Below are 16,160 nucleotides of genomic sequence, written 5' to 3'. Positions count from 1 at the left end.
CAACACCGGATACCACCATGACCACCGCCGTCAACAACCAGACCAACCAGGACGTCTACGCCGCGCTCGGCCTGAACGCCCCGAACAGCAACGCCACCAAGAAGAAGAACACGCTGGACCAGGCCGATTTCCTGCGCCTGATGACCGAGCAGCTGCAGCACCAGGATCCGCTGAAGCCGATGGACAACACGCAGATGGTCGCGCAGATGGCGCAGATGTCCACCGTGCAGGGCATCACCGATCTGAACAAGACGGTGAAGGGTTTCCAGGAATCGATGGCCAGCGACCAGGTGCTGCGCGGTGCCGCTCTGGTTGGCCACCAGGTACTGGTGCCGTCGGAAAAGCTGGTACTGGAAAAGGAAGGCAGCGTCGAAGGCACGGTGGCTGCGCCCTCTGCCGGCATCGTGACCGTCGACATCACCGATGCCAACGGCACCAAGGTCACCTCGCTGAGCGTAGATGCCAAGGCCGCTGGCGAAACCGCGTTTCAGTGGGACGGCAAGGACGCCAACGGCAAGCGCATGGAACCGGGCAAGTACTCCATCGTCGCCAACCACGTCGACACCGCAGGCAAGAGCACCAAGCTGTCCACCTTCGTGCAGGCCCCGGTGGAGAGCGTGACCGTCGGCTCCGACGGCCTGTACCTGAATCTCAAGGGCCTGGGCACGGCCCCGATCGACTACGTGCTCCGCGTCAGCTGAGCCGCACATTCCGCATCTACCAGGAGCATCCCATGGGCTTCAACGTCTCCCTGTCCGGCATCAATGCCGCCAATACCGACCTGAGCGTCACCGCCAACAACGTCGCCAACGTCAATACCGCCGGCTTCAAGCAATCACGCGCCGAGTTCGCTGACCTGTTCGCCTCCACCAGCTACGGCCTGTCGAAGAACCAGACCGGCTCGGGCGTGCGTGTTTCCAACGTGGCCCAACAGTTCATCCAGGGCCACAACGAGCAGACCGGCCGCAGCCTGGACATGGCGATCTCCGGTGAGGGCTTCTTCACCATGAACATGAACGGCTCGCGCGTGTACTCGCGTGCCGGCAACTTCCAGACCGATTCCGCCGGCTATGTGATCAACCCGCAGGGCGCGCGCCTGCAGGTGTTCGCGCCGAACGCCGATGGCACCAACTTCGATGCCGGCCGCCTGGTGGACCTGCAGCTGCTCACTACCGACAGCGCGCCGAAGCAGACCAGCGAAGTGAAGGTCGGTTTCACCCTGCCCGCCAACGCCAAGCAACCGACGGTCACCAATTTCGATCCGACCGACTCCAACAGCTACAACCACTCCAGCGGCGGCATCACCGTGTACGACTCGCTGGGCGTGAGCCACATCCAGGTCTCGTACTTCGTGAAAGGCGCCAACCCCAACGAGTGGACCGTGCGCAACTACGTGGATGGCCAGCCGGCCGGCGCACCGACCCCGGTGACGTTCGACAACAGCGGCAAGCTGACCAATCCTGCCAACGGCAAGGTCAGCCTCGGCACCTTCACCCCGACCACCGGCGCGGGCCAGCTGAACATGACGCTGGATATCAGCGGCTCGACCCAGTACGGCGAGAAGTTCGCGCTGCGCAACACCCAGCAGGACGGCTACGCCGCCGGCAAGCTCAACGAGATCACCGTGTCGGAAACCGGCGTGGTCTATGCCCGCTACTCCAACGGCGACGACAAGCCCCTCGGCCAGGTCGCACTGACCACGTTCAACAACACGCAGGGTCTGGAGCAGAAGGGCAACAACCTGTGGGTGGAGACGTTCGAGTCGGGCACGCCGCGCACCGGCATGCCGGACACCTCCAACCTCGGCAAGATCCAGGCCGGCTCGCTGGAAGCATCCACCGTCGACCTCACCGAGCAGCTGGTCAACATGATCACCGCGCAGCGCAACTTCCAGGCCAACGCGCAGATGATCACCACGCAGGACCAGATCACCCAGACCGTCATCAACATCCGTTGATGACCTGCTGACCCCGTCACGGAACTCCCCGCATGGATAAAGCCCTTTACGTGGCGATGACCGGTGCCCGCGCCTCCCTGCAGGCGCAGGGTACGCTCAGCCACAACCTCGCCAACTCCGACACCCCCGGCTTCAAGGAAGCGCTGGCCAACACCGAAGCCTTCCCGATCCGTGGCCCGGGCTTTGCCTCGCGGGTGGATGCGCTGCATGTCGACGCCGGATTCAACCGCACGCCCGGTTCGCAGCACATCACCGGCAAGCCGCTGGACCTGTCCCTGCAGACCGGCACCTGGCTGGCCGTGCAGTCCAGTGACGGCAGCGAGGCGTACACGCGCGGCGCGGCGTTGTCGGTGACGCCGAACGGCCAGCTGGTGACCTCCAGCGGCCGTCCGGTACTGGATGACAACAACAACCCGATCGCCATTCCGCCCTACCAGGCGATGGAGATCGGTGCCGACGGCACGCTCTCGATCATCCCGCAGGGCGAAGGTCCGCAGACCATGGCGCAGATCGGTCGCATCAAAGTGGTGCAGGCACCGGATGAACGCCTGGAGCGTGGCCTGGACGGCCTGTTCCGCAACACCGACCCACTGCAGCCGTTCGCACCGGCACAGGGCACGGCCGTGCACAGCGGCCAGCTGGAAGGCAGCAACGTGGATGCCGCTGGCGCGCTGGTGCAGATGATCCAGCTGCAGCGCCAGTACGAAATGCAGGTGCAGGTGATCAAGCACGGCGACGAAAACGCGCGCAGCGCCAACAGCATGCTGCGCCTGGGCAGCTGACGGAATTCCGGCGCCGGTTGATGCCGGCGCTGGCACACCGCTTGCACACCCGCATACAAGGGCCGCACCACGCGGCCGGCTTCAGCAGACAGGACATCGAAGATGAACCAGGCATTGTGGATTGCGAAAACCGGACTGGATGCGCAGCAGATGCGCATGTCGGTGGTTTCCAACAACCTCGCCAACACCAACACCACCGGCTTCAAGCAGGACCGTGCCAGTTTTGAAGACCTGCTGTACCAGCAGGTGCGCCAGCCCGGCGGCTCCTCGTCGGCGCAGACGCAGCTGCCCACCGGCCTGCAGCTGGGTACCGGCGTGCGCGTGGTCGCCACCGCCAAGAACTTTGAACAGGGTGGCCAGCAGCAGACCGGCCGCGCCCTGGACGTGATGGTCAATGGCCGCGGCTTCTTCGAAGTTCAGATGCCTGATGGCAGCTCGGCCTACACCCGTGATGGCTCGTTCAAGATCAACCAGGACAGCGAGCTGGTCACCAACAGCGGCTACCCGGTGCAGCCGGGCATCCAGATTCCCGAAGGCGCGCAGTCGGTGACCATCGGCACCGATGGCACCATCAGCGTGAAGATGGCCGACGGCGCCGCCTCGGTGGAAGTCGGCGCACTGACCCTGACCGACTTCGTCAATCCCGCTGGCCTGCAGGCACGTGGCGAGAACCTGTTCCTGGAGACCACTGCGTCCGGCCCGGCACAGAACGGCAACCCCGGCCTCAACGGCCTCGGCACTGTGGTGCAGGGCGCGCTGGAAGGCAGCAACGTCAACGTGGTGGAAGAGCTGGTGTCGATGATCGAAACCCAGCGCGCCTACGAGATGAACGCCAAGGCGATCTCCACCACCGACTCGATGCTCGGTTATCTCAACAACAAGCTCTGACGGGCCAAACCGGGAAACGCCATGTCGCCCATTTCCAACTTCGCCCGCACTGCCCTCGCCTGCGCCGTGGCCGCCCTGCTCGGTGGCTGCGTGATCGCGGGCGACGTGCGCCCCTACCCGACGATGGCACCGATCCAGCCGATCATGCCGCCGCAGGCACAGCCGACCGCCGGCGCGATCTACGCTGCCGGCCCGACCCTGCAGCTGTATTCGGACCGGCGCGCGCGCGATGTTGGCGACCTGTTGACCATCACCCTGCTGGAAAACACCACCGCGCAGACCAGTGCCAACACGGCCACCAACAAGGAATCGAACCTGAGCCTGGGTACACCGTCCATTCTTGGCGCTCCGGTCACCCTTGGCGGCAAGGACATCCTGAGTGCCACGGCCAAGGGCGCGCGTGACTTCACCGGCAAGGGCAACAGCGCGCAGAGCAACCGCCTGCAGGGCAGCGTCACCGTCACCGTGGTCCAACGCCTGCCCAACGGCAACCTGGTGGTGCAGGGGCAGAAGAACCTGCGGCTCAACCAGGGCGATGAACTGGTTCAGGTGCAGGGCATCGTGCGCCCGGGCGACATCAGCCAGGACAACACCATTCCGTCCAGCCGCGTGGCCGAGGCCCGCATCGTCTACGGCGGCCGCGGTCCCGTCGCGCAGTCCAACGCGATGGGCTGGCTGAGCCGCTTCTTCAACTCCGGCCTGACGCCGTTCTGAGTATGGCCATGAAACTCTTCTCCTCTTCTTCCTGGCAGCGACCCATGGCGTCGTTCGTCGCGCTGATGCTGCTGGTCGTGGCTGCCCCTGCCAGCGCCGAGCGCATCAAGGACCTGGCCCAGGTCGGCGGCGTGCGCGGCAATGCGCTGGTGGGTTATGGCCTGGTGGTCGGCCTGGATGGCAGCGGCGACCGCACCAGCCAGGCACCCTTCACCGTGCAGAGCCTGAAGAACCTGCTCGGCGAACTGGGCGTCAACGTGCCGCCGAACGTCAACCCGCAGCTGAAGAACGTGGCCGCCGTGGCGATCCACGCCGAACTGCCTCCGTTCGCCAAGCCGGGCCAGCCGATCGACATCACCGTGTCCTCGATCGGCAACGCGGTGTCGCTGCGCGGCGGTTCGCTGCTGATGGCGCCCTTGCGCGGCGCCGATGGCCAGATCTACGCCATCGCCCAGGGCAACCTGATCGTCGGCGGCTTCGGCGCGCAGGGCAAGGACGGCTCCCGCGTGTCGGTGAACGTGCCCAGCGTCGGCCGCATTCCCAACGGCGCCACCGTTGAACGCGCCCTGCCCGATCCGCTGGCCAATGGCGGCGACATCACCCTGAACCTGCACAACAACGATTTCACTACGGTCTCGCGCATGGTTGCCGCGCTCAACAACGCCTTCGGCGAAGGTGCGGCGCGTGCGGTCGATGGCGTGACCGTGGCGGTCACCGCGCCGACCGACCCAGGCGCGCGCATCGGCCTGCTGGCACGCATCGAGAACCTGGAACTTACCCCCGGCAGCGCCCCGGCCAAGGTGGTGGTCAATTCGCGTACCGGTACCGTGGTCATCGGCCAGCAGGTGCGCGTGGGACCGGCGGCGATCTCGCATGGTTCGCTGACCGTGACCATCCAGGAAAACACCAACGTCAGCCAGCCCAATGCGCTGTCCGGCGGCCGCACCGTGGCCAGCCCGCAGTCGACCATCACCGCCACCAACGACGGCAGCCGCATGTTCAAGTTCAGCGGCGGCACCACCCTGGACGAGATCGTGCACGCGGTGAACGCCGTGGGCGCGGCACCGGGCGATCTCATCGCGATCCTGGAAGCCCTGAAGCAGGCCGGCGCACTGAGTGCCGAGCTCGAGGTGATCTGATATGCGTATCACTCCCGCATTCGATCTGCACCCGGCGCAACAGAACGATCCGGCCAAGATCGACAAGGTCGCGCGCCAGCTGGAAGGCCAGTTCGCGCAGATGCTGGTCAAGAGCATGCGTGACGCCAGCTTCGGCGATTCGCTGTTCCCCGGCGAAAACAAGATGTTCCGCGAGATGTACGACCAGAAGATTGCCGAGGCGATGACCCGCGGCAAGGGCCTGGGCCTGTCGGGCATGATCAGCCGGCAGCTGTCCGGCCAGGCCGCCGACGGCCCGGCGCTGGATACCCGCGTGGACCCGGCCAAGGCCAGTCGTGCCTACCAGCTCAATGCACCGGCCAAGCCGGCACCGTCGCTGCCGCTGGAAGACGGCAGTCAGGCCGTGCGCCTGCTGCAGCAGATGGCCGCCGGTGCACAGCACGGTGCGCAGGCGGCAGTCGCACCGATGGAACAGGCCCTGGACCTGATCGCCGGCCGCGAGAGCAGCAGCATGCACCGCTCGTTGGGCACCGAGGATCCGTACATCGGCAGCCTGCAGGGCGAGGACTGGGCCGCCAACGGCGACCAGTGGTCGGCCACCGCCAGCAACCGCGGCACCGCCATCAGTCCGGCCGATGCGATGGCTACCCGCACCGCCGTCGCCCAGCTGGGCGAGCACACCCCGGAAGGCTTCGTTGCCAGCATCTGGCAGCACGCGCAGAGTGCAGCCAAGGAACTGGGCGTGGATGCCCGCGCCCTGGTCGCCCAGGCGGCGCTGGAAACCGGCTGGGGCAAGCGCCACATCAAGCATGCCGACGGCAGCACTTCGCACAACCTGTTCGGCATCAAGGCCAATGGCTGGAACGGCCAGCGCGCCGTGGCCGGCACCCACGAATATGTCGATGGCGTGCGCCGCAACGAGACCGCCAGCTTCCGCGCCTACAGTTCGCCGGCCGAGAGCTTCGCCGACTATGTGCGCCTGCTGAAGACCAGCCCGCGTTACCAGCAGGCCCTGCAGGCCGGCACCGACGTGCAGGGCTTCGCCCGCGGCCTGCAGCGCGCCGGCTATGCCACCGATCCGCGTTACGCGGCCAAGATCGCCGCGATCGCCGGCGGCCCGACCATCGAGCGCGCCGTCAGCGCCGTGGCCGATGCCGGCTCGCGCCTTGGCCAGACCTTCGCCAGCACCGCAACCGCGGCGCTGGGTATCACTCGTCGTTGAGGAACCCCATGTCCAGCGTACTTTCCACCGGTACTGGTGCCCTGCTCGCCTTCCAGCGTGCGTTGGCGACCACCAGCCACAACGTCGCCAACATCAACACCCCTGGCTACAGCCGGCAGAAGGTCGACTTCGCCACGTCTGATCCGCAGAACTACGGCTTTGGGGACGTTGGCAGCGGCACCCGCATCACCGATATCCGCCGTGCTGCCGACCAGCTGGCCATCTCGCGCCTGCTCGACAGCAGCGGCGAGCTGGCACGCCTGAAGCAGCTTTCGGGCATGGCCGACCGGGTGAATGCCCTGTTCTCGGACCCGGCCACGAATGTCGCCGGCTCCTGGTCCAACTTCTTCGACGCCGTCAGTGGCCTTTCGTCCAACGCGGCCGGCACGGCCGACCGGCAGAGCCTGCTCGATGGCGGCAAGGCCCTGGCGAGCCGCTTCGTGCAGCTCAACACGCAGATGAACAACCTGAGCAGCGAGGTCAACAACGGGCTCATTGCCGGCGCCACGGAAGTCAATCGCCTGGCGCAGGAGATTGCGCAGATCAACGGCGCCATTGGCAGCAACGTGGCCAACGCGGCGCCGGACCTGCTCGACCGTCGCGACCAGCTGATCTCGCAGCTGATCGGTTACACCGGTGGCACTGCCGTCGTCCAGGATGGCGGCGTGATGAACGTCTATACCGCAGGCGGCAATGCGCTGGTGGTGGGCACGACCGCGTCCAAGGTCACTACGGTGACCGATCCATACCAGCCCGAACGCCTGCAACTGGCGCTGGAAACCCAGGGCAACACGATCACGCTCGATCCCAAGGCAGTGGGTGGAAAGATCGGCGGCATGCTCGAGTTCCGCGATACCGTGCTGACACCGGCCCAGGCCGAACTGGGCAAGCTCGCCGTCGGCCTGGCCGAGAGCTTCAACCAGGCGCACCACCAGGGCGTGGACATGTACGGCAAGATGGGCGGCGACTTCTTCACCATCGGCAACCCACGCGTCACGCCCAACGCGAGCAATACCGGTACCGGCAGCCTCACTGCGACCTATGGTGACCTGTCCAAGCTGGAGGCACAGAACATCGTCCTCAAGTTCGACGGCACCCAGTGGCAGGCCACCCGCGCCGACACTGGCGCCACCGTTGCGTTGACCGGTACCGGCACGACCGCCGATCCGCTGGTGATCAATGGCGTCAAGCTGGTGGTCGGCGGCACCCCGGCCACCAACGACCGTTTCCTCCTGCAGCCGACCGCGGGCGTCGCCGGAAGCCTGGAAACCGCCATCACCGATCCCTCCCGTATCGCCGCAGCGGCAGCGGTCAAGGGTACGGCTGCACTGGCCAACACCGGCACCGGGAAGCTGACCGGCGTCACCGTCAGCGATGTATCCAATCCGAACCTGCGCGATCCTGCCGCAATCGTGTTCACGTCGGCGACCACCTACACCATCAACGGTGGGCCGCCGCAGACCTACACACCGGGCCAGACCATCAGCGCCAATGGCTGGAGCTTCGTGCTGGACGGTGCACCGAAGGTCGGCGACACCTTCAATATCAGCCCTACTCCGGCAGGCTCGTCGGACAACAGCAACGCGGCAAAGCTGGCCAAGGTCGAGGACGCCAAGGCCTTCAACGGCGGCACCGTCACCCTCAACGGTGCGCTGGGGGGGTTGACCACGCAGGTCGGCGCGGCGGCACGTTCGGCCGAGTACTCGCTGGACGCGCAGCAGGTCATCACGGACAAGGCGCAGGCAGCCCGCGACGAGATCTCCGGCGTCAACCTGGATGAGGAAGCAGCCGACATGCTGCGGTTGCAGCAGGCCTATCAGGCCGCCTCACAGCTGATCTCCACCGCCGACAACATGTTCCAGACCATCCTGGGAGCCGTCCGTCGATGAGCAGCCGAATTTCCACCGGGATGATGTTCAACCAGTCCGTGTCGCTGATGCTCGCCAAGCAGTCGAAAATCAGCCACCTCGAGCAGCAGATCGCGACTGGCAGCAAGATCACCTCCCCCAAGGACGACCCGGTCGCTGCAGGTACGGCCGTTGGCCTGGACCGTGTCGTGGCCGGGCTCGAGCAGCTCGGCAAGAACGCCAACAGCTTGCAGAACCGCCTGGGCCTGCAGGAAAACGCCTTGGCTCAGGTCAATGAGCTCATGTCGCGCGCCGTGGAGTTGAGTATCCAGGCCAACAGTCCGGTGCCCAAGGCCAGTGACCTCAAGGCTATCGTCAGCGAGCTGAAGACCATCCAGGAGAGCCTGCTGTCGCTGGCCAATTCCAGGGATGGCAGCGGACGCTACCTGTTCGGTGGCAGCAACGACGCTGACGCCCCGTTCCAGCGAAGCGGCGGCACCGTGACCTACAGCGGTGACCAGAACCAGCGGCAGGTGGAGGTGGCACCGGGCCAACTGGTCTCCGACGCCCTGCCCGGCAGCGAGATCTTCATGCGCATCCCCACCGGCGATGGCCGTGTGGATGCCAGCGCGGCCGCCGGCAACACCGGCAGTGGCCTGTTGACCTCAGTCAGCCGTGACGGCAGCGGCAGCTGGGCCGGCGGCACGCTCAATGTCCGCTTCACCGGCACTGCCGAAGGTGCCTATGAGGTGGTTGATGGCACCGGCACGGTGGTCGGCAGCGGAACCCACAAACCCGGCGAGGACATTGTCGTTGGCGGCGTGCGCATGCGCATCGAGGGCAAGCCAGCCGCCGGTGATCAGTTCAACGTCAGCGACGCGGGTAGCCGCGACATCTTCTCCACCCTGGACAAACTGGTCGCCGCACTGGAAACCGACCCGTCCACCGAAAGCCAGCGCACGGCGCTGCAGAACACGCTGCAGTCCAGCATCCGCGACCTCAACAGGGCCTCGGAAACGATGATCGACGCCCGCGCCAAGGGCGGCGCCCAGCTGGCCGCCATCGATACCGCGGCCAGCGCCCGCGAAGCCACTGCCGTCACCGTCAAGAGCACGCTCTCGACGATGCGCGACCTCGATTACGCCGATGCCATCGGCCAATACAAGCTGGAGACCGCCGCCCTTCAAGCCGCCCAGACGATCTTCAGCCAGATGCAGGCGATGTCCCTGTTCAACAAGATCCGCTAGTCCCTTTCCCCGTTCCATCCGTCTTCCAGCACGGCGCGTCCCGCGCCTTCCACACCGAAACAACCGAGCAACCACGGAGAAGCACCATGGCACAGATCATCAACACCAACACCATGTCGCTGAACGCTCAGCGCAACCTGTCCACCAGCAGCAGCTCGCTGGCCACCTCGATCCAGCGCCTGTCCTCGGGCATGCGCATCAACAGTGCCAAGGACGACGCCGCCGGTCTGGCGATCTCCGAGCGTTTCACCACCCAGATCCGTGGCATCAACCAGGCCGCGCGCAACGCCAACGACGGCATCTCGCTGGCACAGACCGCTGAAGGCGCACTGGGCGAAGTTGGCAACAACCTGCAGCGCATCCGCGAACTGGCCGTTCAGGCCCGCAGTGCAACCAACTCGGCCTCGGACCGCCAGGCGCTGAACGCCGAAGTGCAGCTGCTGAAGCAGGAAATCCAGCGTGTTGCCGAGCAGACCAACTTCAACGGCACCAGCCTGCTGGACGGCAGCTTCACCAACCAGGCCTTCCAGATCGGCGCCGACCAGGGCCAGACCATCAACATCTCGCAGATCACCAATGCGAATGTGCACAAGCTCGGCGACTGGACCAGTGCCTCGACCCCGGCAAGCGTGGCCGGCAAGACTGCGACCGGTGGCGCCGAGGCTGCGATTCCGACCACCTCGGGTCCGTCCGGCAACTTCAATGCCATTGCAACGGTTCCTGCTGGTGGCTTTGCCTTCTCTGTCGGCGGTATTTCGATCCACACCGCCGCTGCTGGCGGGGCGGTCAATGCCGCTGACATCACCGCGGCACTGGCAAGCAAGTCCGATGCATTGGCCGCCGCCGGCATCACCATGAGTGGCAGCGTGGCTGCCGGCACCTTGGCGTTCTCGCGCGCCGACGGCAATGACCTGCCGATCACCGTCACCGGCGCCGGTGCCGCTGAGGGCTTCGCCACTGGCGCCTTTGTCGCCAACCATCAGAACGGCACGCCGGCAATTGCTGCTGATTTCCCCGCCATCACTGCCGGTCAGCTGACGCTGACCAAGGCCGATGGCAGTGGCGTGGTCGACATCAACGTGGGTGCCGCAAAGAACGCCTCGGAACGCAATACGTTGCTGGTGAACGCCATCAACGCCAAGACCCACGAAACCGGCGTCACCGCATCGCTGATTGACGGGAAGGTGCAGCTGGAGAACAAGGAAGGCAACTTCACCATTGGTGGCTCGCTGAGCGCCACCGCACTGGCCAATGCCACCGGGCTGACCGCAGGCAGCAGTGCCACCAATGGCACGGCGTTCACCGCAGGTACGGCTCAGACAGGCTTTGCAGAACTGGATATCTCCAACCAGGCCAACGCCGACAACGCCATCCTCGCCATGGATGCGGCGCTGCAGTCCGTCAATTCGGCCCGCGCCGACCTCGGCGCGATCCAGAACCGCTTCACCTCGACCATCGCCAACCTGAACACCAATTCGGAGAACCTGTCCGCCGCACGCAGCCGCATCCGCGACGTTGACTACGCACAGGAAACCGCGGAACTGACCCGCGGGCAGATCCTGCAGCAGGCTGGCACGGCCATGCTGGCCCAGGCCAACCAGGTGCCGCAGAACGTACTGCGCCTGCTGCAGTCGTAATACCTGCACCACTCGAGCTGGAGCCGGGCCCCGCCATGCAGATGGCGGGGCCTTTTCGTTTGATCAGAGAAAAAAGGATCGAAACTCCGCTAAAGGCCGGAGGGGTAGTGCCGTTATTGATTTCAGCAGCGGTAGCACACCCCTTGGGGGGAAGCCAGCCACTGCCCCCCGAAACCGGTCAGGCTGCTCTGCCGGACACACTGCCTACAAGGAAACCGCACCATGGCACAAGTCATCAACACCAACACCATGTCGCTGAACGCCCAGCGCAACCTGGGCACCAGCGGCGCCAACCTGGCCACCACCATTCAGCGCCTGTCCTCGGGCATGCGCATCAACAGCGCCAAGGACGATGCCGCCGGCCTGGCGATCTCCGAGCGTTTCACCACCCAGATCCGCGGCGCCAACCAGGCCGCCCGCAACGCCAACGACGGCATCTCGCTGGCCCAGACCGCCGAAGGCGCACTGGGTGAGATCGGCAACAACCTGCAGCGCGTCCGCGAGCTGGCCGTGCAGTCGCGCAGCGCCACCAACTCTGATTCCGACCGTCAGGCCCTGAACGCCGAAGTGCAGCTGCTGAAGCAGGAAATCCAGCGCGTCGCCGAACAGACCAACTTCAACGGCACCAACCTGCTGGACGGCACCTTCACCAACCAGGCCTTCCAGATCGGCGCCAACCAGGGCCAGACGATCAACATCTCGCAGGTTGCCAACGCCAACATCAGCAAGCTGGGTAACTGGACCACCGCGTCGAAAGATGCAAGCGCGACCGGTGCTGTGCCGGTGGGCGGCGCCAAGGACGCTATCGCGAACGCGACGGCCGGCACGATCAATGGGGCCAGCCTCGTAGACGCAGCTGGCGTTGACGGAGCGAGGACGTACGATGCATTCTCGTTCAACGTGGCCGGCGTCAAGATCGACGTGGCAGGGGTGACTGGAGGTGCAGATGTCGCCGCTGCCAGAACGTCGATGGTCACCAACATTGGAAACGCGCTGGCTGCGAAGTCCAGCGAACTCGCGGCAGCTGGCGTCTCCACCTCTGTTGCTGCCGGTGCCATCAGCATCTCCAACTCGGGCGAAGCATTCAAAATCACCGGCGCTCCGTTTGTCGCAGCTGGCGTCGATGTTGCCGTGGCCACCCAGGTGGCAAAGGCAGCCGACTTCTCGACCGGCGTTGCTGCAGGTGAACTTCAGATCAGCAAGAGTGACGGTTCGGGCTTCGTTGACATCACTGTCGGGGCATCGAAGACCGCAGGCGATCGCAGCACTGCACTGGTCAACGCCATCAACGCGAAGACCCACGAGACGGGTGTCACCGCCTCGCTGGTGGAAGGCAAGCTGCAGCTGACGTCGGAAAAGGCCGACTTCGAAGTGAAGAGCAGCCTGACCGCCGACAAGCTGAAGGATGCTACCGGCCTGGCCACTGGTACCGCCAAGTTCACGGCAGGCAAGGCCGCTGAAGGCTTTGCCGACCTGGACATCTCCTCGAAGGACGGTGCCGACAACGCCATCCTGGCGATGGACGCAGCCCTGAACTCGATCAACTCCGCCCGCGCCGACCTGGGTGCGATCCAGAACCGCTTCACCTCGGTGGTTGCGAACCTGAACACCTCGTCGGAAAACATGTCGGCTGCCCGCAGCCGCATCCGCGACGTGGACTACGCTTCGGAAACCGCCGAGCTGACCCGCAACCAGATCCTGCAGCAGGCCGGTACCGCCATGCTTGCCCAGGCCAACCAGTCCAGCCAGAACGTGCTGAGCCTGCTGCGCTGATCCAGCGGTAGTACAAGGCAACAACGGGAAGGGGGCGCAAGCCCCCTTCTTCGTGCCCGGTGGCGGATTGGCATGGGCCTTGCAGAAGGCTGGAGAGCGTTTCCACGCTCAAGCTCGCCCCTCCCAGGCCGATAGCAGGTGCAGGACACCCGCCCGGCCCGTCCAAGATAAAGGATTCCCCTCATGGCCATCGGCACGATTGGTTCCGGCCTCGACATTCCCAGCCTGGTTGCACAGCTGACCGCCAAGGAACGCGAGCCCCGGGAAAAGCAGATCAACTCGGCGGGTGTTGCCGCCAGCGCCAAGCTTTCGGCGCTTGGCACCATCAAAAGCGGAATGACAGGTCTGCAGAGCGCGCTGAAGACCCTGGTCAAGGGTGTGGCCACCCCCGGCCTGAAAGTCAGCACGCCGACCGAGTCGAACTTCACTGCAACCCTGGACACCAGCACGACCGCCGGCAAGGCCGCTGCGGGCAGCCACCAGGTGGAAGTCAAATCCCTGGCACAGAACCAGAAGCTCAGCTCCAAGGCGTATACAAAGGACGCCGTGGTTGGCGACGGAACGCTGACGATCGCATACGGCGACAAGTCCATCAGCGTGAACATCGAACCCGGCGCGACGATGGAGAAGATCGCAGCCGAGATCAATTCCGCCGCCGAGAGCAAGGGCGTCACCGCGGCCGTGGTGACCGCAGACGATGGCATGCACCTGGTATTGACCGCCGTTGATTCCGGCAGCAAGGGCGCGTTGAAGGTCAGCGCCAGTGGCGGCAATGGCGGACTCTCCGAGCTGGCCTATGACGGCACATCCGCATCGAAGATGACCGAGATGGTGCCCGCCAAGGATGCGGTGGTGGTGGTGGATGGTTTCACCCGCACCAGCAGCTCCAACACGATCACCGACCTGGTACCCGGTATCAGCCTCACCCTGACCAAGGCGAAGGAAGGCGAGACGCAGACGCTGACCGTCACTCCGGACAACAGCACGCTGAAGACCAATCTCACGGCCTTCATCACCGCCTACAACGGCATCCAGACCACGTTGAAGAATTCCAGCGCTTACAACGCTGAGACACGCACAGCCTCGACCATGACCGGCGACGCCATGGTCCGTGGCCTGCAGCAGCAGCTGCGCGCCCAGCTGAGTGCGAACGTCAACGACCTCAAGGATCTGGGCATCACCATTGCCGCCGACGGCAGCATGAGCCTTGATGGCGCCAAGCTCGACACCGCGCTGGCGAAGAACCCGGAGGCCGCCACCAAGCTGTTCGGTGCAGAGGGCGCGCTGGGCAAACCGATGACCGAACTGCTGAAGAGCAGCCTGGACGCGACCACCGGCACGATCACCCAGCGTACGGCGACCTTGAACAAGCAGATCAAGGCACTGGAAAAGCAGCTGGACGAGCTGGACAAGAACATGGAAAAGGTGGCCGACCGCTACACCAAGCAGTTCACCGCGATGGAAAAGATGGTCACGCAGATGCAATCGGCCGGCGGCTCGCTCATCCAGCAGCTCGGCAACTGATTTCCAGGCATTTTTCCGGCGCAGTCGGTACTCAAGTAGAGCCCCGGCTGCGCCGATAACCCGTTAGACCCGTGCCGAACCCCTCAACCCACGCGGATGGGCAGGCATTCCAGGAGACTTCCCCTATGTACGGTTCCAATCGGCAGTTCGCCGAGCAGTACCGAAAAGTCGGCGTGACCACCTCGGTCGTCGATGCCGATCCACACAAGTTGGTAGCGCTGCTGCTGGCCGGTGCCTGCGAGCGCATCCGCACCGCTGAAGCCTCTTTGCAGCAGAATGACCAGGCGCGCAAGGGCAAGGCCATCGGCGAAGCCTGCGCCATCGTCGGCCACCTCAACGGCTCGCTCGATCACGAAGCCGGCGGCGAGATTGCCGGCAATCTGTCGGCACTGTACGACTTCGTCATCATGCGCCTGACCGAGGGCAACCTGCACAACGATCCAACCGCACTGAAGGAAGCCCTGGGCTTGATGGTGGAGATCGATTCGGCCTGGAACGCGATTCCGGCAGACCAGCGCCAGGTCACCAAGGCGGTGGCGCCATGAACCTTCAAACTATGCACGACGCCCTTGATACGCTGGAAACCAGCCTCCAGGGCGAGGACCACGACACCAGCGAACGCCTGATGGCCGAACACCTGGAAGCCGTGGCTGCCCTGTCGTTGGTTGTCGAGCGCCCCAGTGATGCCGCCATCCTCGCGTTGCGCGACCACCAGCAACGCGTACTGGCGCGCATGATCACCCTCCGCGATGAAGCCGCAGCTCACCTGAAGCACACCGGCCGCTCCCTTCGCGCGGCGCATGCCTACCTGCAGGCAGAATCACTCGCATGACCCAACTGCCGACCACGTCGCTGCACCACCCCGCCGAAAGCGAGCTGTTCGACGAAACGCTCAGCTGCGAGCTGGCCTTGCCGGCCGAGTTCCAGGCAGGCAGCGCCGCCGGTCGCACCAGCAGTGCCGAAGGTCTGCTGCGCAGCCTGGCCCTGGTCGAGGACAGCCGCGTTGACGAGCACGACGACCGCAATGAGTCCAGCCTGCAGTTGCAGCGGCTGGAAGCCAAGCTGGATCTGGCGATGGTGCTGCTCGGCCGCCTGGTACGCCAGCAGGGCCAGGAACTGACGCTGCGGCCCGTGCGCTGGTCACGCCGCGGCATCCGCCTGCAGCTGGGGCCGCGCAGCGGCGCCAGCCCCGGCCAGGCCGGCCTGGTGCGCCTGCAGCCCAGCGACTGGCTGCCTGACCATATCGACCTGCCCGTGGAAGTGATCGCCGAAGCGGCGGACGGTGGCGGTGGTCACTACCTGTGGCTGCGTTTCCAGCGTCTTGGCGATGGCCTGGAGATGGCAATGGAGCGGCATCTGTTCCGCCTGCATCGCCGCCAGGTGGCCGAAGCACGCCGCGCCCGCTGAAACCTGCCACCATGACGCCGGATGGGCAACCCTTGGCGCGCCCG

General features: G+C 65.3%; 15 protein-coding genes and 2 pseudogenes. All 17 read left to right on the top strand.

What is annotated here, in order from left to right; translation table 11 throughout:
• The first annotated feature begins 17 nt into the window (after positions 1–17).
• The 17 genes and pseudogenes from MG068_RS10165 (at position 18) to MG068_RS10095 (ending at position 16,116) form a co-directional block, all read left to right on the top strand.
• Complete coding sequence (locus MG068_RS10165; protein WP_132810064.1) at positions 18–701, top strand: flagellar hook assembly protein FlgD; 684 nt, start codon at positions 18–20, stop codon at positions 699–701.
• A gap of 32 nt (positions 702–733) precedes the next feature.
• Positions 734–1,957: a flagellar hook protein FlgE gene (gene flgE, locus MG068_RS10160; protein ID WP_107431886.1), complete on the top strand. Its 1,224-nt coding sequence runs from the start codon at positions 734–736 to the stop codon at positions 1,955–1,957.
• Between the two features lie 32 nt (positions 1,958–1,989).
• On the top strand, positions 1,990–2,739 hold the full coding sequence (locus MG068_RS10155) for a flagellar basal body rod protein FlgF (RefSeq protein WP_032127377.1): 750 nt from the start codon (positions 1,990–1,992) through the stop codon (positions 2,737–2,739).
• Between the two features lie 102 nt (positions 2,740–2,841).
• Positions 2,842–3,627, top strand: a complete 786-nt coding sequence (gene flgG, locus MG068_RS10150; RefSeq protein ID WP_005409571.1) for a flagellar basal-body rod protein FlgG — start codon at positions 2,842–2,844, stop codon at positions 3,625–3,627.
• A 21-nt stretch (positions 3,628–3,648) separates the two neighbouring features.
• On the top strand, positions 3,649–4,341 hold the full coding sequence (gene flgH, locus MG068_RS10145; protein WP_010485899.1) for a flagellar basal body L-ring protein FlgH: 693 nt from the start codon (positions 3,649–3,651) through the stop codon (positions 4,339–4,341).
• Between the two features lie 2 nt (positions 4,342–4,343).
• Positions 4,344–5,480 (top strand): flagellar basal body P-ring protein FlgI, encoded by a 1,137-nt coding sequence (locus tag MG068_RS10140; protein ID WP_132810063.1) that lies wholly within the window; start codon positions 4,344–4,346, stop codon positions 5,478–5,480.
• Between the two features lies 1 nt (position 5,481).
• Positions 5,482–6,681 carry a flagellar assembly peptidoglycan hydrolase FlgJ gene (gene flgJ, locus MG068_RS10135; protein WP_032127379.1) on the top strand — a complete coding sequence of 400 codons (1,200 nt, stop codon included), beginning with the start codon at positions 5,482–5,484 and terminating at the stop codon, positions 6,679–6,681.
• 8 nt (positions 6,682–6,689) lie between these two features.
• Positions 6,690–8,570, top strand: a complete 1,881-nt coding sequence (gene flgK / locus MG068_RS10130) for a flagellar hook-associated protein FlgK (protein WP_132810062.1) — start codon at positions 6,690–6,692, stop codon at positions 8,568–8,570.
• Positions 8,567–9,775 carry a flagellar hook-associated protein FlgL gene (gene flgL, locus MG068_RS10125; protein ID WP_132810061.1) on the top strand — a complete coding sequence of 403 codons (1,209 nt, stop codon included), beginning with the start codon at positions 8,567–8,569 and terminating at the stop codon, positions 9,773–9,775. The genes flgK and flgL overlap by 4 nt, the downstream gene beginning before the upstream one ends.
• An 86-nt stretch (positions 9,776–9,861) precedes the next feature.
• Positions 9,862–10,596, top strand: a pseudogene (locus MG068_RS21230) (flagellin N-terminal helical domain-containing protein); the annotation flags it as partial.
• Between the two features lie 33 nt (positions 10,597–10,629).
• On the top strand, positions 10,630–11,412 hold the full coding sequence (locus MG068_RS21285) for a flagellin (protein ID WP_322108059.1): 783 nt from the start codon (positions 10,630–10,632) through the stop codon (positions 11,410–11,412).
• Between the two features lie 222 nt (positions 11,413–11,634).
• Positions 11,635–12,112: pseudogene (locus MG068_RS21330) on the top strand (flagellin N-terminal helical domain-containing protein); the annotation flags it as partial.
• Between the two features lie 269 nt (positions 12,113–12,381).
• Complete coding sequence (locus tag MG068_RS21325; RefSeq protein WP_428999571.1) at positions 12,382–13,185, top strand: flagellin; 804 nt, start codon at positions 12,382–12,384, stop codon at positions 13,183–13,185.
• 183 nt (positions 13,186–13,368) lie between these two features.
• Positions 13,369–14,709, top strand: coding sequence for a flagellar filament capping protein FliD (gene fliD, locus MG068_RS10110; protein WP_049421909.1), 1,341 nt, complete (start codon positions 13,369–13,371; stop codon positions 14,707–14,709).
• Positions 14,710–14,834: 125 nt separating this feature from the next.
• Positions 14,835–15,254, top strand: a complete 420-nt coding sequence (gene fliS, locus MG068_RS10105; RefSeq protein ID WP_049398118.1) for a flagellar export chaperone FliS — start codon at positions 14,835–14,837, stop codon at positions 15,252–15,254.
• Complete coding sequence (locus MG068_RS10100; protein WP_132810059.1) at positions 15,251–15,541, top strand: hypothetical protein; 291 nt, start codon at positions 15,251–15,253, stop codon at positions 15,539–15,541. The genes fliS and MG068_RS10100 overlap by 4 nt, the downstream gene beginning before the upstream one ends.
• Positions 15,538–16,116, top strand: a complete 579-nt coding sequence (locus tag MG068_RS10095; protein ID WP_010485910.1) for a PilZ domain-containing protein — start codon at positions 15,538–15,540, stop codon at positions 16,114–16,116. Before MG068_RS10100 ends, MG068_RS10095 begins: the two co-directional genes overlap by 4 nt.
• The last annotated feature ends 44 nt before the right edge of the window (positions 16,117–16,160 follow it).

The organism is Stenotrophomonas sp. ASS1 (genome assembly GCF_004346925.1).
Lineage (GTDB): Bacteria > Pseudomonadota > Gammaproteobacteria > Xanthomonadales > Xanthomonadaceae > Stenotrophomonas > Stenotrophomonas maltophilia_A.
This window is presented reverse-complemented; position numbering and strand designations above follow the sequence as displayed.